General features: G+C 41.7%; 20 protein-coding genes, 1 tRNA gene and 1 other RNA gene. 6 read left to right on the top strand and 16 right to left on the bottom strand.

Annotation, left to right across the window (positions count from 1 at the left end):
* The first annotated feature begins 250 nt into the window (after positions 1–250).
* A complete protein-coding gene (locus AAEY78_RS01610) occupies positions 251–799 on the top strand; it encodes a pilus assembly FimT family protein (RefSeq protein ID WP_352336716.1) in 549 nt (182 codons plus the stop codon).
* Between the two features lie 23 nt (positions 800–822).
* On the opposite strand, the gene AAEY78_RS01605 is transcribed toward AAEY78_RS01610, so the two are convergent.
* The 13 genes from AAEY78_RS01605 to coaD all read right to left on the bottom strand — a co-directional run bounded on the left by AAEY78_RS01605 (position 823) and on the right by coaD (position 12071).
* Positions 823–1590 (bottom strand): pyridoxine 5'-phosphate synthase, encoded by a 768-nt coding sequence (locus AAEY78_RS01605; RefSeq protein ID WP_352336714.1) that lies wholly within the window; start codon positions 1588–1590, stop codon positions 823–825.
* 206 nt (positions 1591–1796) lie between these two features.
* A complete protein-coding gene (gene recO, locus AAEY78_RS01600; RefSeq protein WP_352336712.1) occupies positions 1797–2543 on the bottom strand; it encodes a DNA repair protein RecO in 747 nt (248 codons plus the stop codon).
* A 62-nt stretch (positions 2544–2605) separates the two neighbouring features.
* Entirely contained in the window at positions 2606–3619 is a 1014-nt protein-coding gene (era, locus tag AAEY78_RS01595) for a GTPase Era (RefSeq protein ID WP_502943609.1), read from the bottom strand.
* 271 nt (positions 3620–3890) lie between these two features.
* Positions 3891–4685: a ribonuclease III gene (gene rnc / locus AAEY78_RS01590; RefSeq protein ID WP_352336708.1), complete on the bottom strand. Its 795-nt coding sequence runs from the start codon at positions 4683–4685 to the stop codon at positions 3891–3893.
* A 199-nt stretch (positions 4686–4884) separates the two neighbouring features.
* Positions 4885–5277, bottom strand: coding sequence for a DUF4845 domain-containing protein (locus AAEY78_RS01585; protein ID WP_352336706.1), 393 nt, complete (start codon positions 5275–5277; stop codon positions 4885–4887).
* A gap of 124 nt (positions 5278–5401) precedes the next feature.
* Positions 5402–6304: a signal peptidase I gene (gene lepB, locus AAEY78_RS01580; protein ID WP_352336704.1), complete on the bottom strand. Its 903-nt coding sequence runs from the start codon at positions 6302–6304 to the stop codon at positions 5402–5404.
* 105 nt (positions 6305–6409) lie between these two features.
* A complete protein-coding gene (lepA, locus tag AAEY78_RS01575; protein WP_352336703.1) occupies positions 6410–8206 on the bottom strand; it encodes a translation elongation factor 4 in 1797 nt (598 codons plus the stop codon).
* Positions 8207–8496: 290 nt separating this feature from the next.
* Positions 8497–8573 (bottom strand) — tRNA-Met (locus AAEY78_RS01570).
* Between the two features lie 174 nt (positions 8574–8747).
* Positions 8748–9114: RNase P RNA component class A (rnpB, locus tag AAEY78_RS01565), an RNA gene on the bottom strand.
* Between the two features lie 65 nt (positions 9115–9179).
* Entirely contained in the window at positions 9180–9899 is a 720-nt protein-coding gene (bioD, locus tag AAEY78_RS01560; RefSeq protein WP_352336702.1) for a dethiobiotin synthase, read from the bottom strand.
* Positions 9896–11200: an adenosylmethionine--8-amino-7-oxononanoate transaminase gene (gene bioA, locus AAEY78_RS01555; RefSeq protein ID WP_352336700.1), complete on the bottom strand. Its 1305-nt coding sequence runs from the start codon at positions 11198–11200 to the stop codon at positions 9896–9898. The genes bioD and bioA overlap by 4 nt, the downstream gene beginning before the upstream one ends.
* A gap of 13 nt (positions 11201–11213) precedes the next feature.
* Complete coding sequence (locus tag AAEY78_RS01550; protein ID WP_352336698.1) at positions 11214–11462, bottom strand: YfhL family 4Fe-4S dicluster ferredoxin; 249 nt, start codon at positions 11460–11462, stop codon at positions 11214–11216.
* A gap of 102 nt (positions 11463–11564) precedes the next feature.
* Positions 11565–12071, bottom strand: a complete 507-nt coding sequence (gene coaD / locus AAEY78_RS01545; RefSeq protein WP_352336697.1) for a pantetheine-phosphate adenylyltransferase — start codon at positions 12069–12071, stop codon at positions 11565–11567.
* Positions 12072–12303: 232 nt separating this feature from the next.
* On the opposite strand from coaD, the gene smpB reads away from it, so the two are divergent.
* On the top strand, positions 12304–12777 hold the full coding sequence (gene smpB, locus AAEY78_RS01540) for an SsrA-binding protein SmpB (protein WP_352336696.1): 474 nt from the start codon (positions 12304–12306) through the stop codon (positions 12775–12777).
* Positions 12778–12920: 143 nt separating this feature from the next.
* Here the strand turns inward: smpB and rarD are convergent, their stop codons facing one another.
* The gene (rarD, locus tag AAEY78_RS01535) at positions 12921–13928 is read right to left on the bottom strand and encodes an EamA family transporter RarD (RefSeq protein WP_352336694.1); all 1008 of its coding nucleotides are present in this window, start codon (positions 13926–13928) and stop codon (positions 12921–12923) included.
* Positions 13929–14164: 236 nt separating this feature from the next.
* Between rarD and AAEY78_RS01530 the strand changes: the two genes are divergently transcribed.
* Positions 14165–14632 carry an Lrp/AsnC family transcriptional regulator gene (locus tag AAEY78_RS01530; protein WP_352336693.1) on the top strand — a complete coding sequence of 156 codons (468 nt, stop codon included), beginning with the start codon at positions 14165–14167 and terminating at the stop codon, positions 14630–14632.
* 37 nt (positions 14633–14669) lie between these two features.
* Here the strand turns inward: AAEY78_RS01530 and AAEY78_RS01525 are convergent, their stop codons facing one another.
* Positions 14670–15125 (bottom strand): GNAT family N-acetyltransferase, encoded by a 456-nt coding sequence (locus AAEY78_RS01525; protein WP_352336691.1) that lies wholly within the window; start codon positions 15123–15125, stop codon positions 14670–14672.
* Positions 15126–15515: 390 nt separating this feature from the next.
* Between AAEY78_RS01525 and AAEY78_RS01520 the strand changes: the two genes are divergently transcribed.
* The 3 genes from AAEY78_RS01520 to AAEY78_RS01510 all read left to right on the top strand — a co-directional run bounded on the left by AAEY78_RS01520 (position 15516) and on the right by AAEY78_RS01510 (position 19572).
* A complete protein-coding gene (locus AAEY78_RS01520; protein WP_352336690.1) occupies positions 15516–17969 on the top strand; it encodes a YgiQ family radical SAM protein in 2454 nt (817 codons plus the stop codon).
* A 342-nt stretch (positions 17970–18311) separates the two neighbouring features.
* Positions 18312–18713: a hypothetical protein gene (locus tag AAEY78_RS01515; RefSeq protein ID WP_352336689.1), complete on the top strand. Its 402-nt coding sequence runs from the start codon at positions 18312–18314 to the stop codon at positions 18711–18713.
* Positions 18714–19020: 307 nt separating this feature from the next.
* Positions 19021–19572, top strand: a complete 552-nt coding sequence (locus tag AAEY78_RS01510) for a hypothetical protein (protein WP_352336687.1) — start codon at positions 19021–19023, stop codon at positions 19570–19572.
* 40 nt (positions 19573–19612) lie between these two features.
* Here AAEY78_RS01510 and AAEY78_RS01505 read toward each other — a convergent pair whose 3' ends face one another.
* Positions 19613–20059, bottom strand: coding sequence for a type II toxin-antitoxin system death-on-curing family toxin (locus tag AAEY78_RS01505; RefSeq protein WP_352336685.1), 447 nt, complete (start codon positions 20057–20059; stop codon positions 19613–19615).

Raw genomic sequence — 20059 nt, 5'->3', positions numbered from 1 at the left:
ACAATATTCTATTAATAAGTTATAATCAATGAATATAGATGATAAATTCCTTGATTGGTTAAACAACTATACTAACAATTTACGATTCTGTAATATCTAGATAACTTCCCGCAGTTATTATTGCTGTGCTGATAGGGATTTCGTACATTGTTGCATCCTCTGTGTTCTTCCTCTTAAATTCTTCACGCTATTAACAAGTACTCGTAGAAAACTCCCTTCTTTATGTGATCATTGTCATAAAAAAACCATTATGAAAATAAAAATACTCAGAAGTTATGGATTTACCTTAGTGGAGCTTATTGTTACGGTGGCTGTACTAGTTATTATTTTAACCATAGCTTATCCGTATATCATGACACATTTAGCTAATATGGAAGCAAAACGCATCAGATATGGGGTAATCAATACATTAAAAGTAGCAAAAGCTGAAAGTTATGTTAGAAGAAAGGATTTGGTGCTCTGTTTGTCTAACGATGGGAAGCTCTGCCATAGGGACAGTGAGAAAACACTATTGTTATTTATAGATGAAAATGACAATAAAGTATTTGATTTGGGGACAGACCACTTAATAGAACAACACGTATTAAATCCTAAGTATAGTAAGCTAGCCCTACGAGTAGGATCCAGTCGCCATTACACCAAATTTTGGGGTAACAGCGGTAATCCTCGAGGTCACTTTGGTCACATTAAATACTGCCCGATCGCCACATACAATCGGAATATGTATCAAATATCTTTTAATCAAGTAGGTGTTTTTAAACATAAACCTGACAGTAGAAGCGAGCCTACAGAATGTTAATATTAACGGTTTATCTTGAGATCTTATTTATACATTGCCGCTTTCATCATCGTAACAGCTTCTGCTAAACCTGCAAAGACGGCATCGGCAATCAATGCATGACCAATATTTAGCTCGTAGATACCTTTAATTTGAGCAATAGCATTAACGTTATCGCGCGTTAAACCATGTCCGGCATTAATTAACAGGTTGCTATCTGCTTGTTGCGCTATGCTGACAGCATTTTGAATCCGTTGTAGCTCCGCCTGTTGATTATCCGTATCACCCGCTAAACCCATTTCCGCATAAGCGCCAGTATGTAATTCAATCGCATCAGCATGACAGGCAACTGCAGCATTAATTTGAGCCTCAGCGGGATCAATAAACAATGATACTTTAATGCCAGCAGCATGCAGTTTATTAATATAATCGGTTAGCCAGGCTACTTGTCCAGCAACATCCAAACCACCTTCGGTAGTTAACTCAGCGCGCTTTTCCGGTACTAAGCACACCCAAAATGGTTTTACTTCACAGGCAATTGCCAACATCTCTGTTGTAGCGGCCATCTCTAAATTTAAACGGGTGGTCAGTTGTGCGGCAATCTCATAGACATCCGCATCTTGAATATGGCGACGGTCTTCACGCAGGTGAATCGTAATACCATCAGCACCAGCTTGCTCGCACAGCAATGCAGCAGCTAATGGGCTTGGATAATCAACACCACGCGCCTGACGCAAGGTCGCAACGTGATCAATATTAACCCCTAATAATGGCTTTTGAGACAAAGATGAATCTTGTACTAAAGTCGTCATAGAAAAATCCTTTTAATAATTATAGTTATGGAACAAAAAGCTTATTAAGTCGCAGATTTTAAGAATTGTTAGCATTTTTTGAGAGTTATTAGCATGGTAATAATAAGTCATTATTACGTAGGCTAACTTTTAGACACCGCTATCAGCGCAGGATAAACAGCTGGATAACCTCAGCATTATTACTATTATCATTAATGATATTGGTATTACTGATAACGCTGCTGCTGTTGCCAAAGTAGCCGGCTTTGTAGCGGCTGATAGTCGAGCAGATGATCCATCAATAGCCGATATAAACGTGACCAATTCGAAAGCGTTACCTCTGTAATACCCAACTCTGCCATTGCTATGAGTTCACTACCTTTAAATACGGTTTGTACCATAGCTGGTAGTTGTTCTGGTAATTGATTATCAATTTGAGAAACTAATACTAAGCCAACATCGGGTAAAAATCGATAGGCGTTATCAGGCGCAATATTAATTAGACTACTATCATGCGTTAAAGAAACCCCAAAACCTAGCTGCTTGAACAATTGCTGCTCGAACTGACGCAAACATAGGCGCAATTGCTGTGGTGTTAGTGGCTGCTTTAATGTGAGTAGGCTGTCTTGATAGTACTGCCAAAGGACTGGCATGGGATCTTCGATAGGTAATAGCTTCCATAATATCTCATTAAGATATAAGGCAGCGTATTGTTGCTGACCACTAATCTGCGCATAGCTTATTGGTTGTTCACTTGAAATATCATAAGCCAATGGCGCTAAATTAATTTGGCTAAAAGTTTTTAGCTCTTTTTTACCCGTAGCAAATAACTGTAATGGTTCAAATAATGGCGCGCCTTTTTTACCAACGCCGTGAATAACCCCGTGCTCTTTAGAAAAAAGAGAGTACAGTGCGCGCTTTTCTTGATAAGGGCGCTGATGTAGTAAATAACCGACTAACGCCTCATTACGCATGATTGATTACTCCAATCCTTACTATATCAGTGCCTATTATCGCTGCTTTTTATAACGGCTTATTAATATCCTAAGCTGGTCAAAGCGCGCTCATCATCAGACCAGCCACGTTTCACTTTTACCCATAACGTTAGCATAATTTTTTTATCAAACAAGAGCTCCATATCTTTACGAGCATCCATACCTACTTGTTTGATACGCTGACCTTTATCACCAATAACAATGGCTTTTTGACCGCTACGCTCAACATAGATTGTCGCATCAATAAAAGTACAGGCTTTACGCGGACGACCCGTTTTTGGATCAGTATGAGCCGGTTCATCTTTAAAACCATCAATTTGCACAGTCAAATCATATGGCACTTCATCACCAGAACTACGCATGATTTTTTCACGAATAATTTCACTGGCTAAGAAACGCTCTGAACGATCGGTAATTTGTTCCGTATCATAAATGGGTGCGGCAACAGGTAAATGTGAGGCAATCACTTCCTGCAAACGATTAAGATTCTGATTTTTTAAAGCAGAAACAGGGACGATGTCAGCAAAGTCAAAGCTGTCACTAAACGTCTCAATCAACGGTAATAACGTGCCTTTATCTTTTAAGGTATCGGCTTTATTAATCACTAAAACCACAGTCAGATTGGTATCACCAAGCTTTTGTAGCACCAGTAAATCATCATCGCGCCATTGGTCAGAATCAACAACGAATAAAACCACATCAACATCTACTAATGCTGAAACTGCCGCTTTATTCATACGCTCATTAATAGCGCGCACTTCATTGCGATGAATACCTGGGGTATCGACAAATACTGCCTGCATCTCACTATTAGATAAAATACCATGAATACGATGACGGGTCGTCTGTGGCTTACGTGACGTAATGGACAGTTTCTGACCCAGCAAATGGTTCATCAAGGTTGATTTGCCAACGTTTGGACGACCAACAATCGCCACATAACCAGTTTTAAAGTCATCATTAATATGCGTGGGTGCTGTTTGCGCAAAAAAATCTTCAATAGCATCATCATGCTCTGACTCAACAAAGCTCTCATCTTGCTGAGTTTTTAGCATGTCATCACTATCTTTTACAAGGTTTGCGTTGGTATTTTCGGTCATATGATTCGTATTATCTTCATGGTTAGATGGCAAATCAGTGTGATTGCTCATAGGTCATTCCTGTGGTGTTCTGTCTTAATACTATTAGTTTCTAATAAAAAGCTAAGTGTTTTATTTATATATTCTTATATATACAACTTAAATGAGCTGAGCACGTTTATGACCAACGTCACTCATAACTATAAAATATAGGTTGCATCATTAACCGCAGATACTCTTACTTACCCTACCCTTTTTTTAGGGCATTGGGAAGCTTATGGAGCTGATTAATCATCAATTCTGCTGCTTTTTGCTCAGCGATGCGGCGGCTTTCACCTGATTCGGTAATAGACGGACACTGATTAATGTTGACATCACAGCGTACCACAAATATCTGATAAGGGGCATTGCCACGCGTTTCTACCAATTCATAATGCGGTAAATCAAACTGTTTAGATTGCAACCATTCTTGTAAACGACTTTTGGCGTCTTTGAGCACTTTTTGTTCATTAACATTGTCAATCAAATCACCATACCATGCTAATAGGCAATCACGTGTCACATCCAAATCTTGGCAGTCAAGATAAATTGCGCCCAGTAAGGATTCAACGGCATCAGCTAATATTGAGGCGCGATTGCGTCCGCCACCTTTACGCTCACCAATACCTAAAATCAGATGATTGGACAAATCGAGCTGTTGAGCAATGATAACCAGTGTCTCTTGGCGGACTAGAGTGGCGCGCATACGGGTTAAGCGTCCCTCATTTTGGCTCGGATAACGATGATATAACGCTTCACCAATTATCATACCCAGCAGCGCATCTCCTAAAAACTCCAAACGCTCATAGTTCTTTTTACTATCGAACGAGCGATGGGTTAATGCCAACTTCGGCAAACTGATATCATTAAACTGATAGCCCAGCCTACGCGATAGTACCGCTAAGCGCTGAATAAAATCAGCAGATATGGGCGTTATGTCCCAAGATTCACTATTTTTGCTACTTTTAGGTACGGGTACAGCTTTTGGTAAAGTTGGTTTCATGCGCGGTAGTTGGCTATCCTATTAATAGTGCTAACTTGTTGAAAAATGGAATGAATAACAAAGGTTTAAAAACATAACCTTCTTGATAAGCGTTAAATTTCATAAATATTATATTTAATAAGCATTAAATAATTATGTCTATACTAGCAAATAATAAGACTATTAATAATAAGTAGCCGACTTCATAATAAAAAACTGATTATTCAGCTGAGCCAGCTTTGATATCACCTTCAAAGCGACTAACAATATCAACATTACTAAAAAAATTATTGGTCTTCTCATATTTTTTATGAATCGCTAATTGACCAGTAGTATTATTAGTAAAGGTAAAAATCTCTTTAGCGCTGGTATCATAATCTGCATTAATAGACAGCTGGCGATCAATACGGGCAACGAACTGCGTGGCACTCTCTTTATTACTATTGGCTTCTGTTAACTGCTCTGCCAACAGCTTATTTAATTGATAGTCCCCAATTTGCGCTGGCAAAATCGCTACCAATAGCTTGCCAGCAACAACAATAACAATCAGCAATAATACAATACTACTGACACTGGCACCGCGCTGAGACGACAAACTAGAAAGTTGATGCACTATAAAAACTCCTAAACACGCTATAAAATATGTAAACTACTAACGCTTAAACTGCTGTACGAAGTTACAAAATACTAGTCAGTAGTATAGTAGTCAACGGTTTATATTCTAGTCGCCTTATCAATCAATCAATGGCACCGTTACGCGTGAAAGATGGCAGCTTTAAACCTGGCGGCTTATGCATCCAAATATAGACCGCTTTGCCCGCTAAGTTGTCATCCGGTACAAAGCCCCAAAAACGTCCATCAGCGCTGCGATCACGATTGTCACCCATGACAAAATACTGGTTTTCAGGGACAGTAATACGCCACTGTGTCCCTGCTGAGCTGACTACATCTGGCGACTCTTGCTGTAAAAATGGTGCATATTGCGCACTATTCATACCCGTTAAATAACGAACCAAATGCTGATGCTTGCCTTGTGTTTCTTGGAAATACTGAGCATGGTCTTCTTCTTGCTGACCCATTTGCATGGCTTCAGTTTCGCTAAGTACTTGTCCCGGGGCGATTTGTCCCGCCCCATACAACTGTGATGTTAGCTCCGCATTGGCAGCAAAATTAATCGTTTTAGTCGCGACTGGCACATCATTAATGGCAAGCTGCCCTTGATTATAACTGACCGTGTCACCGGGTAGCCCAATCACACGCTTAATATAATAGATACTTGGGTTTTCAGGATAACGAAACACAGCAACATCACCATGCTCAGGCGCGCCAGTATCGAGCACCTTATTATAAGACAATGGTAAACGCACACCATAAGCGTACTTATTCACCGCAATAAAATCGCCAGTATATAAAGTGGGCACCATAGACGATGACGGAATATTAAACGGCTCAATTAAGAACGAGCGTACAATTAATACTACCGCCAGCACAGGGAAAAAATCATATGCCCAGCGTACCAACAAGCTCTCTTTACCGCGACCGCGTGTTTTACGTTGTTTAAGTGTCAGCTTATCTAATAGCCAAATAATACCCAAACCAATGGTTAATGGCACTAAAATTAAATTAAAATCAAAATCCATACTCAATTGCCTATTAACGAGCGACTTATCTGGCGGTTTAAACTATCAGCTGCACTACCAATTAGACTAGAAATTATCAGTCATTTAGTATCATTCAATGATGACTTAATCAACCTGCAATACGGCTAAGAAGGCTTCTTGCGGAATCTCCACGTTACCCACTTGCTTCATGCGTTTTTTACCGGCTTTCTGTTTCGAGAGTAGCTTTTTCTTACGCGAGACGTCACCGCCATAACATTTCGCCAAGACGTCTTTACGCATGGCTTTAACGGTACTACGCCCGATGATTTGGCTGCCAATTGCGGCTTGAATCGCTACATCAAACATCTGACGTGGAATCAGCTCTTTCATCTTCGTAACTAACGCATTACCGCGGTAACGTGACTGGGTTTCATGGACAATCATGGCAAGCGCATCGACTTTATCGCCATTAATTAATACATCCACTTTAACCAATTTATCGACTTGATAACGCTCAAAATTATAATCAAGTGACGCAAAACCGCGCGATACCGATTTTAGACGGTCAAAGAAGTCCATAACCACTTCACCCATCGGAATATCAAAGATGAGCTGCACTTGGCGACCCATAAAGCGCATATCAACTTGCACACCACGGCGCTCGATACAAAGGGTCATGACGTTACCCAAATAATCTTGCGGTACTAAAATTTGACAACGAGCAATCGGCTCACGGAACTCTTCGATATTATTAGGTTCAGGCAGTCTTGATGGGTTATCAACATAGATAATGCTGCCATCTTTTTTTACAATCTCGTAGATAACTGAAGGCGCGGTGGTAATCAAATCCAAGTCATATTCGCGCTCTAGACGCTCTTGGATAATCTCCATGTGCAGCATACCAAGGAAACCACAGCGGAAACCAAAACCTAGCGCATCTGAGGTATCAGGCTCGAAGAATAATGACGCATCATTAATCTGCAGTTTTTGTAGCGCTTCACGGAATTTTTCAAAATCCGTAGATTCAACAGGGAACATACCGGCATAAACTTGCGGCGTAATCTGTTTAAACCCAGGAATACGATCGACATCAGGCGTACTGGCATGCGTAATCGTATCACCAACTGGCGCACCAGCAATATCTTTAATACCGGCAATAATAAAGCCTACTTCACCGGCTTGTAAGATACCTGTATCTACTGGCTTTGGAGTAAAGACACCAATTGAGCCGACTAAATGCGCATCTTTGGTCGATTTAATATAAAGCTTATCGCCTTTTTTAATCGTACCTTGGCGGACACGGACTAATGATACGACGCCCAGATAATTATCAAACCATGAGTCGATAATTAACGCTTGTAGCGGCGCATCACGATCACCGGTTGGCGCAGGAATAAATTCAACCAACGCCTCAAGTAATTTATCAACGCCCAGACCAGATTTTGCTGAAACACGTGGCGCATCAACGGCATCAATACCAATAATGTCTTCAATTTCTTGAATCACGCGTTCAGGCTCAACTTGTGGCAAGTCAATTTTATTTAACACTGCCATGACCTCAAGACCTTGGTCAACCGCGGTATAGCAGTTAGCAACCGACTGCGCTTCCACGCCTTGCGCCGCATCAACGACCAATAGCGCACCTTCACAAGCGGCTAATGAACGTGAAACTTCATAAGAGAAATCGACGTGACCGGGTGTATCAATGAAATTCAGCAGATAGCGCTCACCATTGGGATGATCATAATACAGCGTCACCGACTGCGCTTTAATCGTGATACCGCGCTCACGCTCAATATCCATTGAATCAAGGACTTGCGCCTGCATCTCACGATCTTGCAGCGCGCCACACATCTGGATAAAACGATCGGCAAGGGTCGATTTGCCATGATCAATGTGGGCAATAATAGAAAAGTTACGAATATTGGCTAATGCAGTCACAAAGCGCCTACTAAATAAGAGGAATGGGATTGGTATGTGTTAAAAATAACTATTAAAAATCAACAGTTTATAATGCCAAGCGCAAAACAGCGACAATACTCGCGATAACGCGCAGACATCTGCAGGTATTCTAGCAGTTTTCAGCTATAAAGTAAGGCGATTTTGTCAGTACCCATTTCATGGGCTTGCTGAATAACGACTATAATAGCAGGATAAAAATATAGCGACGCTAAAATCAAAATATAACACGCAAAAAAAAACCAATCACTAAGGATTGGTTTTTTAAAATATGGTGGCGATGAAGAGACTTGAACTCTTGACCTCACGATTATGAGTCATGCGCTCTAACCAGCTGAGCTACATCGCCATTTTAGGCTCGGTATTATGCCGATATGAGTGACTGTCGTCAACCCCTAAAAGGCATTTTTTGCAGAAATATTGAATTTAATTCAAAATAAGCGCAAATTTAAAACACCAAGCTGTACTGCCATGCCTTTTTAAAGAGAAGCTATTAAAAAGACACGTTTAAAACATTGCTAAAAAGGTTGGTAAACCGATAAGCCGGGTTCTGTCGTGGACAATCATTCCTCTAGGCGCACAATCGCTCGTACGCTCAAGCAACCTACCCGCATCGAACGCGGGCCGCGCCATGCCGATGCCTATTTGGTCTTGCTACGCGTGGAGTTTACCATGCCGTGAACTGTTGCCAGCCACGCGGTGCGCTCTTACCGCACCCTTTCACCCTTACCGATAACATCTTGCGATGCCAAAGGCGGTCTACTCTCTGCTGCACTGGTCGTCAAGTTACCCTGCCCAGCCGTTAGCTGGCACGCTGCCCTATGTAGCCCGGACTTTCCTCCCCTGCATGTCTGTTACCAGTGTGCAGCGGCGATTGCCTAGTCTACCAAGCGCGCTAGTATAGCAAAATTAATCTTGCTTTCGGAAAGTTTTTTAGCTTATTTTTAGCGGTAATTTATATAAAGTTCTCAGGGAGTATAAAACTTACATTGTTACAGCTATCCTCATCTTGCACCGGTAAAGATAACCAATGCGTATTTGAATAATGCTCAGCTAAATAATGTTGCAAAAAATCAATCGTACTATTGGCTATCTGTTTATCCGTCTGAGCAGCATTATCGTGAATATGGTTATAAATAACACTATGAACTTCTAGACCGCGATTTTTTATTGCTTCTAAGCTAAGCAAAGTATGATTTATGCTGCCAAGTCGACCTGAGGTGACCAAAATAACCGGATAGCCTTGCTCAGCAATATAATCTAAGGTTAATAAATCCTCAGTGATTGGTACTAATAAGCCGCCTGCCCCTTCTAATAGCACTACTTCATAATCTGCTTGCAGAATTTTTGTGGCGCTCGTAATCACATCAGGATTAAGAACATCATTGGCAAGTCGTGCAGATAAATGCGGTGATGCAGGTTTTTCATAGCGATAAGGACAAGTGGTAAAATCAAGGTCGCAAGGCTGTAGCGGAATACCCATCAATTGACGATGAGTAATAATATCATCCGCAATATTCATGTTACCGTTATCTGGATTTATCGCGACGCCAGTTTGCACGAGCTTTTGGGTAATAATATTAATATCTTGCTGTCTGAGCGCTTTCGCAATCATTCCAGTCGCATAGGTTTTGCCAATATCGGTATCGATACCTGAGATAAATAGAACGCTCATTTTTGACCCTTTTGCGTTAAATATAGGGTAACGACCTTTAGCAATGATTGGCAAAGTGTAATAAGCTCGTCATCGGTAATAATATAAGGCGGCATGATATAAACCAATTTGCCAAACGGTCTGACCCAAATACCATTTTCAATGAGCAGTTTTTGAAAGGTAGGCATATCAACCGCATCATTTAGCTCAATGACGGCAACTGCACCCAAACAACGTACTTCTTTAACACCCTCTAAGCTCGCAGCTGGCGCAAGTTGTTGTTCCATGACGGCTTGCATATTTAAAGTGCGCGCTTCAATGTCATAAGACAATATTAAGTCAATCGACGCACAAGCAACTGCACATGCCAGCGGATTGCCCATAAAGGTTGGACCATGCATCAATGCCGGATAGTCACTTTGGCTAATGGTGTCGGCAATGGTACGCGTACATAAGGTCGCGGCAAACGTCATATAGCCACCAGTGAGCGCTTTACCAATAGTCATAATATCAGGACTGATACCGGCATGCTCACACGCAAATAACTTACCGCTACGTCCAAAGCCAGTCGCAATTTCATCAGCAATGAGCACCACATCATGCTCATTACACAGTTTACGTAGCAGTTGTAAATACTGAGGACTATAAAAGCGCATCCCGCCTGCACCTTGAATGATCGGCTCGATAATAAAACCTGCTAGCTTGTCGCTATTGTTATCGAAAAACGCTGTCAATTCATCCTGCTCACTTTGAGTTAAGTCACGCCCAAACCCCATTGGCGGCGCTACTACAAAATGCTGCATCGGTAATTGCTTGCCATACAAACTGTGCATACCATTAACAGGATCACAAATACTCATCGCGTGCCACGTGTCGCCATAATAGCCGGAATGGGTCGAGGCAAATTGCTGTTTGCTTGGGCGCTTAGCGGCGATTTGATATTGCAGCGCCATCTTGAGCGCCACTTCTACCGCAATGCTGCCGCTATCGGCATAAAATATCGCATTAAGTCCAGCAGGTACGATTGACAGTAGTTTTTTACCCAAATCTATCGCTGGTTGATGGGTCAAACCACCAAACATCACATGCGCCATTTTGTCCAATTGTGCAATAAGTGCAGCATTTAATTTAGGATGATTATAACCATGCACGCTTGCCCACCATGACGACATGCCATCAATCAGGCGCGTGCCATCTTGCGTGACAATATAGATACCGTCAGCATGATCAATAATAATATTAGGGTAAGTGGGCGGCAGGCTGGCATAAGGATGCCAAAGATGTTGCTGGTCAAAATCGCTGATAGAAGATGATAACGTCATTACTGTTAACCTGTTATTGACCGGTAATGCGCTTGTATTTGGATAATAAATCACTTTGGGTTTCGACATGATTGGGGTCATGAGGAATACAGTCAATCGGGCAAATCACGACACATTGTGGCTCGTCAAAATGCCCAACGCATTCAGTGCATAGGTCAGGATTGATTTCATAAATATCCTCACCCTCAAAAATAGCATCATTGGGGCAAGCAGGCTCGCACACATCACAGTTGATACATTCATCGGTAATGATTAATGCCATAAGATGCTCCTTATCTTAGAATAGAGGATGAAATATAAAAGTACATGCCCATTATAGTCAGTACCAGTTATAAACAGTGCCGATTATAGTCAGCGCTAATTGTTACGCTAGCTTTTTTGTAAAGGCAGTGGCAACGCAAGGCGGCACAAATTTGGTCACATCACCGCCCAATTTGGCAATTTCGCGAATCATGGTTGATGAGATAAAGGAATAATTTTGTGATGGCGTTAAAAAAACGGCTTCAAAATTTTCATCAAGCTCGCGGTTCATATTGGCGAGCTGAAACTCATACTCAAAGTCTGACATAGCGCGCAAACCACGTAACACTGCAGTGGCGTTTTTTTCACGCATAAAATCGACGAGCAGACCTTCAAAACCCACCACTGATACTTGGGGTAAGTCAGCAAAAACGGTTTCAACCAAAGTAACGCGCTCTTCAAAATTAAATAGCGGTTTTTTATGATGACCGGATGCCACGGCAATCACTACTTCATCGAACAATTTGGTCGCACGCGTGACTAAGTCCACATGACCGTTGGTAATCGGGTCAAAGGTACCCGGATATAAAATTTTGGTGTGTAGTTTTGAAGAGGTGGCAGCAGAGCTCATAGCAATAATCTAATCGGTAATAGTAGCGCTTATCTTAGCAAATATTGCCCAAACTTAACACTCATCTGCTACATTTGTTATCACAGCCCATCTACATTTTCGCCACTTGCTTTGCTACAATAGTCAGTTCGACTCATCCACAATAAAACATAGCACCTTAGGATGAGGAATTATAGACGAGGACACGCTGATAATATTGGCAATTGTTCTCAGAAATCCTTACGAGGAAACCATGTCAAAAAAATCAAAAAAGCCAGATAACCAAATCTGTGCCAATAAAAAAGCACGGCACGAGTACTTTATTGAAGAAACGTTTGAGGCAGGAGTGGTACTACAAGGTTGGGAAGTCAAAGCCATTCGTTCCGGTAAAATGACCATTACCGAAGCCTATGTCATTTTCCGTAATGGGGAAGCTTTTCTTTTTGGCTCGCACATTCAGCCGTTACTCAGTAGCTCAACGCACGTTGACCCTGATAGTATTCGTACGCGCAAGCTGTTACTTAATCGCCGCGAAATCGAAAAGCTATTTGGCTCAGTTAATCAAAAGGGCTATTCTTGCGTACCGTTATCTTGCTACTGGAAAAACTCGCTGGTGAAATGCCAAATTGGTTTAGCACTCGGTAAAAAGCAGCATGATAAACGCAAAACCTTAAAAGACCGTGATTGGGAACGTGACAAGCAACGCGGCTTTAAAAATGCAGACTAAATTTATTGGCTTAATACTATTGCCTTAAATCAATAGCATTTAGTACAATAAAAAATAGCGCTGCAAAAAAAGGACGATTGAGCTACTTGGCTGAATCGTCCTTTTTTTTAGATTTTTTATTACACTTATAATTACTAAGCTAATTATATAGCTTTATCTGCAGCAATAATTTGAGCTTGGCGATTTAGACGTAATTGTTTAACACCGTGCGCAATTAAAAACGCAATGCCCAACCAAATTAAGCCATAGCTGTATATCATCGCTGATTCAAATGGATTGCCTAACAAAGTCACTGCCAAGATAAACAACAACGCTGGCTCTAAATAGCTAAGCATCCCATACACGTTGACCGGCAGCATTTGACTGGCGTCAATATTGGTTTTCATCGCCAGCACACTCAATATGCCCAAACCTGCCAGCATAAAAATAAAGAAGCTAGAACCGGCAACCAGCACCAAACTGCTTGGTGATATAAAGCATAAATAAGCAATGGCGAAAGGTAAAAATAAGGTTAAATCAACCAACATACCCGTTATCGAATCAATACCTTGTAACCTACGAATAATATAATACAAGGGATATGTACCGCATACCCACAAGGTCGCCCACGATACGCTTTGCGTGCGGAAAATCTCACTGCCTACCCCTAGCGCTGCAAATCCCACAGCAAACCATTGTAAACGACTTAGTTTTTCACCAAATAACACGCAGCCAAACACCACCATCATTAAGGGAAAGAGAAAGTAACCCATCGCTGCTTGCACGCCTTGGTTATTCACCGGTGCCCACATAAACAACCACAACTGACTTAAAAATATCGGCGTTGGTAATAGTAGCCATGCCCATTGCTTCACGCTGCCCAGTGCGCGTAATTTATCTAAATGCACATTTAACCGACCACTAATGAGCAGATAACCCACTAACGCTACCCACATGGCAATCATGCGCCAGATAAATACTTGCGTACCCGATAACGGTGTAAGAAAGCTACTATAAGCATAAAGAACGCCAAACAGCACATTAGATAAAATGGCATAGGCGACCCCCAACATGAGCGTGCGTTGCTGCACGCTACCTGTCGTCCAAATGTCAGGCGTCAACCACCGTGATAAGGCAGATGCGCGTGTATTAGTAGAGGAGGTAGTCAACATGCTGGGCACCGTGAGTTTGGGTAACTATGAAAAATATAAGATAAAGTGAAACCGATAACGCTTATTGTATAAGATAGCCATAATAAAATTTTTCTATATCTTTCATATAATGAATTTATTTCTCTTTAAAACAGCTTAAAACCAATTTATTTATTACATACCTACTTATATTGATAAAAAGGTTATATTAAATCGATGACGCGATATCTTAATCTTATAAAACAAAAAGGACAGCCATGACCCATCCATTAGATGATATTGATAAAGCCATTTTAAATTTGCTACAAGATGACGCCACATTGCCGTTAAAGACTGTCGCAGAATACGTCCATGTTTCAACGGCTACAGCCCAGCGCCGCATTCAAGCGCTGATAGATAATGGCGTGATTACCAAGCAAGTGGCGATTGTTGATCCGAACAAGGTCGGCTATGGGCTAACGGCTGTGGTAATGATAGAAATGGAGCGCTCCAATAATTCCATGCAGCATCGATTTGAGCGCTTAATGAATGCGCAGCCGCAAGTGATGAGCTGCTATGAAGTGTCAGGCGATGTGGATTTTATGTTGATGGTCAGTGCAAAAAACATGAGCGACTACCATCAATTTACTCGCAGTACGCTCACTTATGAGAATAATGTGCGCAATTTTCGCAGTCAGTTTGTGATGAACTTTACCAAAAGTGGCACGAAAATTATGCTTGATTAAATCTAGTTAGCTAACGGGCTAATGTTTTTAGTTTTCTCTATAAATCCTTACGATACTGCACCATATCCGTCAAAGTAGCGATATTGTCATACAGTGTGCGGGCAGTAGCATTGTCTGATTGTGTGCTCCAATAAACACGATTACAGCCTTTTTCGCGAGCGAAATTATAGACATAGTCAATCAGCGCACGCCCAAACCCTTGACCACGTACTGAATTATTGACGTATAAGTCCTCCAAATAACAGCAATCACTGTCATTCCATGTATTGGGATGCAGCACCACATGAGTAATGCCCACCATCGCCTCGCCGTTCCATGCGCCAAAACCAAATATCGGCACCTGATTATCAAGGATTTTATCCCACGTGGCTTGGGTAATGTTTGCTGGCAAGCTGGTCTGATAAAAAGTGAGATAATCCTGCCAAAGACCATGCCAAGCGTTATAGTCTGCTGCGGTTAAAGGTTTGATTGTTATGGTATGCGTGTCAGTCATTAGTTATGAATCCAATAATAGATAATGTTAAAAAAAAGTTGTAAATATAATAGGAGAACAGGGCAGAAAATCGCCTGCTTAATAATAAACTATTATTGATTGTAGCGAATGGATGCGAGAATTAATATGGCAATACGCTGCCTTTTTAATGATCAATAATCTGAGTTTTTTGCCACATAGCCTTAAGCTTATCAATCACTTATCGCACTTGTTTCTTACATACTGAGGGTTTTTCATGTTAAGATGAGCGCCTTTAAATGAGCGACCATTTGGTAATGATAAATCATTGATTTTAAATCATTCAGTCGTTTATTTTCATTGCTACGTCTCGCTTTTTTATCATTATTTTAGCTATTTTCTTATCCGTTTTATTAGCCAACAGGTCCGCTCATGTCTGCCGATACCATCGCCCGCACTGCCTTTAAACAAGGCACCACTCCCCTATACGATTATGATAAACATTGGGCAAGCTGCTACGAGCCTGCGCCATATTTACCGATGAGCCGTGCTGAGATGGACGCGCTGGGTTGGGATGCGTGTGATGTGATTATCATATCCGGCGACGCTTATGTCGATCATCCTAGCTTTGGGATGGCAATTATTGGGCGTTTGTTAGAGTCACAAGGCTTTCGCGTCGGTATCATTGCGCAGCCAGATTGGAAAAGTAAAGACGCGTTTATGGAGCTTGGTAAGCCGGTTTATGCTTATGGTGTGACCGCTGGCAACATGGACAGCATGATTAACCGTTATACCGCTGACCGCAAGATTCGTAGTGATGACGCATATTCACCGGGTAATGTCGCGGACAAACGCCCTGACCGCGCGGCAATCGTATATAGCCAGCGCTGCCGTGAAGCCTATCCTGATGTACCGATTATTTTAGGCGGTATTGAAGGTAGTCTGCGCCGTATCGCCCATTATGACTACTGGTCAGATAAAGTGCGCCGCAGTATCTTGCTGGATGCCCGTGCTGATGTTTTATTATATGGTAATGCCGAGCGCGCCATCGTTGATGTGGTACATGGCTTATCAAAAGGCTATACCCTTGAGCAAATGAGCAAATTGCGCGGTACCTGTTATTTATTAACCCCGACGCGTCGTCATTGGCAAGCAGATATGACCGAAGTGGCGAGTAATGACGTTGATACTGTCGGTCGCGTTGACCCGATTATCAATCCGTATGTGATGACGGAAGACGTTGATGCTTGCTCAATTGAACAAGATAAAACCACCATATCACCGTTACAAAGCTCAATGTCTTCTCAATATCCAGGGTTTGTCTCTGAGCCAGTCACCAATAAAATAGTGAATGCTGAGCAAGTGGACGAAGAGACCCAAGTGGTGCAGATGCGCGGCTTTGATAGAACAGAGAATGACAAGCCAAAGACGGCACTCAAATATAAACTGAAAATGCCACCACGTGAAAAGACAGTCATCCGCCTGCCAGATTACGAGCACGTCAAATCTGATCCGGTATTATACGCGCATGCCAGCCGTATCCTGCATCTTGAAACCAATCCGGGCAACGCGCGCGCATTGGTACAGCGTCATAGTAGCGGTGCGGGCAACTCACACACCTCGATTGACGTTTGGCTCAATCCACCACCGATTCCGCTATCAACGGAAGAGATGGATTATGTCTTTGACTTGCCATATGCGCGTCTGCCGCATCCAAGTTATGGCGATGCGCGTATTCCTGCTTATGACATGATTAAATTCTCAGTCAATATCATGCGCGGCTGTTTTGGTGGCTGTACTTTTTGCTCTATTACTGAGCACGAAGGACGCATTATTCAAAATCGCTCTGAAGAATCTATCTTACGTGAAGTGGAAGCCATTCGTGATACCGCGCCCAGTTTTACTGGCGTGATATCGGATCTTGGTGGACCGACGGCAAATATGTATCGTCTAAGCTGTAAAGACAGCACCATTGAAAAGAATTGCCGTAAGCCGTCTTGTGTCTATCCTGACGTCTGTGAAAACCTCATTACTGACCATAGCAATTTAACCAAGCTATATCGTAAAGCACGTGATATCAAAGGCGTGAAGAAAATCCTAATCGCTTCCGGTCTACGTTATGATTTGGCGATTAAAGACCCTGAATATGTCAAAGAACTGGTCAGTCATCATGTCGGTGGCTATCTTAAAATTGCCCCTGAGCATTCAGAAGAAAACGTCTTATCAAAAATGATGAAGCCGGGCATGGGCAATTATGACAAATTTAAAGCCATGTTTGAGCAGTATAGCCAAGAGGCAGGCAAAGAGCAGTATCTGATTCCTTACTTTATCGCCGCGCATCCGGGCACTAAAGATGAAGACATGATGAATCTTGCGATTTGGCTAAAAAGCCATGGCTACCGTGCTGACCAAGTACAGGCGTTTTACCCAAGCCCTATGGCAACTGCCACCACCATGTATCATACTCATAAAGACCCGCTGCATAAAATCAGCCGTCTTGAAGGTGATATGGATATCGTCAAGTCAGGCAAACAGCGTAAATTGCATAAAGCATTCTTGCGCTACCATGACCCAAAAAACTGGGTACTACTGCGTAAAGCGCTGCAAGATATGGGACGTAGTGACTTGATTGGTAAAAATCGTGGCTGTTTGATACCGCCCTTTAATGCCAGCTTAGAAGGGCGCGAAGCCGCACAAGACAGCTATCAATCGGCACGTAAAAAGAACAGCCGCTTAGGTAATGACTCGGTGAAGCGCAATAATAACAGTGCGAGTGCTGCGAAAAACTCGACCGGTAAAAACACTGTCGGCACACACAGCAAAAAGGTCAGTAAAGGTAATTTTCAAACCCAGCACACCGGCTTGCCACCGCGCCGAACTAAGTAAGCTATAAGTAAGCCAAGCGATACCCATAGCGATATATTACTTTTCTATTAACAGATGAGTTAAAAATTTAGCTCATATAAAAGCGCACAATAGCCATCCAGCCATTGTGCGCTTTTTCTTATTCAATTATCGCTAGTGATAAAGACTTACACGATTCATTAATTATGTAACTAGAGTGACAGTTAGCCCACAGCTTGAGAACAATTCCTAACATTATCGCGATTCGCTTTTATATATCATGAACGTCATGCGCTTAGCGTGTTTTAAGAATTTTTTAAGAACCTTTAAAAAACATTGTTTCATTTACTTTGTTTTGCTTAATTTTACTTTTTGGAGAATATGATGAATACCACATTAAAATTTGCTATTGCCCTGCCAGCTCTTGCTTTACTAAGTGCCTGTGCGACCACTGCTCCAACCCCATCTACTCCAGCCGAAAGCGTGACCGATGCTGCCTATGACCGTATGATGCCAGAGCGTTATACTTGTACTGATGACGCACAAGTTATGGCAAAACAATCAATCAACAAGCAACAAGTGATGGTCAATGCGACTGTGCCTAAAATCAAATGGACACAACAGCCAGTATTGTTAAATGGTGGTGTTGAAGGTGACACGGCAAGCTATGTGAATGATGCCAATCCAGAAGTATCTTATGCATGGCACATGAAAGGCGATAAAGGTATCCTTGCCATGAAATGGAAAGACGGTACGGCTTATCAAGTAAACTGTGAAAAGCGCTAATTAACTGCCTTTATAGATGCGCTATTTAATAATAATAAGAAAAAATAGCCAGCTATAGTAGCCATTAATAGTTAGCAACGCTTTTTTACTAAGAACAGTACATTCAGAAACAGTCATCAAACGATGGCTGTTTTTTTATGCTTCTGTTTTTTTATGTTTATAAGAATAATATCCAGCCGTTAGCATTGCACTGGTGAACGAGCATAAAAACTGTCAAAATACCTCACAGTAGACTGGCGTATCAGCACGTCAATCGTATAAATTAAAAAACAACCGTTATGATGACGAAGAATCGGGAGATATGTCGATGGCAAAGCGCCTAATCAATATGCTAATTATAAGTGCGGCGGGCGTGTGGATGCTAAGTGGATGCAATAATGCAGACAATGCCAATAGCACTGCTCAACAGGATAGCGATCAAGCAGAAACTCAGCCGGCAGCCAGTGCAACAGCCAACGCGCCGACGGTCATAGATTGGACGCGCATTGATAGCGGCGAAAAAGCGGCTAACCAAGCTAACTATCAATATCCCTTTGCCCTTGATAGCCAAAATGTCCGCGACTATGCAGAATACTTCAAAGTCGATAACACCACCGCCCAGCACAATCTAACCATAAGCATGGCAAGTAATGAGGCGCTATCAAAGGTGCTTGACCAACTTAGTACCAGCTATGTCTCACATGAGCTGACAGATACTAAAGATATGACGCTCATTATTCATACCACGCCTGATATCGCTGCTAGCAAATATGATTATATATTGTCAGGTGACTTTGCTAAAGGTCTAGTATTGCCTATCGTGATTCAGCCGGATGGTAAGAAAAGTGAAGTTAAGGTGCATGGAGAGGTGCAGGAGTAGAAGTTAGTAGCGTGTATTTTTTTTGCTTATACAATACTTATTATTGTAACGCTCGATAAAGCTCTAGTTTCAACTCTTCTGAATAGTCATCTTCGTAGATAATAGAACTAATTAGTTTATGCAATAGATCTTTATCAATGGCGTTAGAAGCCACCCAAACTGCAATATTTTCCATTTCATTAATAAAATGATGAACAATATAATCAAACCCATTGAGTTCTAAAAAATAAGCACCTAGCGCTAATGAAGAACGTTTATTACCGTCATTAAATGCATGGTGTTTATTTATAGAAAAAACCAAATGAGTCAGCTTATCCTCTATCTCTGGATAATAAAAGTCGTTTCGAACGTGATCTAATGGACTTTCTAATTGCCCTATATCTTTTATACCAACTAATCCGCCTGAATGAGTGATAATCCAGTCATGAGTTTGAATAGCATGAGCGGCGTTAAAGTATAAGAAGCTTGATTCATAGTTATCGGACAT

The organism is Psychrobacter sp. 16-MNA-CIBAN-0192 (assembly GCF_040309565.1).
Taxonomy (GTDB): Bacteria; Pseudomonadota; Gammaproteobacteria; order Pseudomonadales; family Moraxellaceae; genus Psychrobacter.
Note: the sequence above shows the minus strand (reverse complement) of the source record. Positions and strands in the feature narration are given on the sequence as shown.

Bases quoted from the DNA above. Each gene is read 5' to 3' on its own strand.
- AAEY78_RS01610 (WP_352336716.1), top strand. From the start codon at position 251: ATGAAAATAAAAATACTCAGAAGTTATGGATTTACCTTAGTGGAGCTT.
- AAEY78_RS01505 (WP_352336685.1), bottom strand. From the start codon at position 20,059: ATGTCCGATAACTATGAATCAAGCTTCTTATACTTTAACGCCGCTCAT.
- AAEY78_RS01550 (WP_352336698.1), bottom strand. From the start codon at position 11,462: ATGGCATTAATCATTACCGATGAATGTATCAACTGTGATGTGTGCGAG.
- bioD (WP_352336702.1), bottom strand. From the start codon at position 9,899: ATGAGCGTTCTATTTATCTCAGGTATCGATACCGATATTGGCAAAACC.
- rarD (WP_352336694.1), bottom strand. From the start codon at position 13,928: ATGTTGACTACCTCCTCTACTAATACACGCGCATCTGCCTTATCACGG.
- rnc (WP_352336708.1), bottom strand. From the start codon at position 4,685: ATGAAACCAACTTTACCAAAAGCTGTACCCGTACCTAAAAGTAGCAAA.
- AAEY78_RS01510 (WP_352336687.1), top strand. From the start codon at position 19,021: ATGGCAAAGCGCCTAATCAATATGCTAATTATAAGTGCGGCGGGCGTG.
- AAEY78_RS01530 (WP_352336693.1), top strand. From the start codon at position 14,165: ATGACCCATCCATTAGATGATATTGATAAAGCCATTTTAAATTTGCTA.
- AAEY78_RS01525 (WP_352336691.1), bottom strand. From the start codon at position 15,125: ATGACTGACACGCATACCATAACAATCAAACCTTTAACCGCAGCAGAC.
- era (WP_502943609.1), bottom strand. From the start codon at position 3,619: ATGCTAAAAACTCAGCAAGATGAGAGCTTTGTTGAGTCAGAGCATGAT.
- recO (WP_352336712.1), bottom strand. From the start codon at position 2,543: ATGCGTAATGAGGCGTTAGTCGGTTATTTACTACATCAGCGCCCTTAT.
- AAEY78_RS01520 (WP_352336690.1), top strand. From the start codon at position 15,516: ATGTCTGCCGATACCATCGCCCGCACTGCCTTTAAACAAGGCACCACT.
- AAEY78_RS01515 (WP_352336689.1), top strand. From the start codon at position 18,312: ATGAATACCACATTAAAATTTGCTATTGCCCTGCCAGCTCTTGCTTTA.
- coaD (WP_352336697.1), bottom strand. From the start codon at position 12,071: ATGAGCTCTGCTGCCACCTCTTCAAAACTACACACCAAAATTTTATAT.
- lepB (WP_352336704.1), bottom strand. From the start codon at position 6,304: ATGGATTTTGATTTTAATTTAATTTTAGTGCCATTAACCATTGGTTTG.
- smpB (WP_352336696.1), top strand. From the start codon at position 12,304: ATGTCAAAAAAATCAAAAAAGCCAGATAACCAAATCTGTGCCAATAAA.
- AAEY78_RS01605 (WP_352336714.1), bottom strand. From the start codon at position 1,590: ATGACGACTTTAGTACAAGATTCATCTTTGTCTCAAAAGCCATTATTA.
- bioA (WP_352336700.1), bottom strand. From the start codon at position 11,200: ATGACGTTATCATCTTCTATCAGCGATTTTGACCAGCAACATCTTTGG.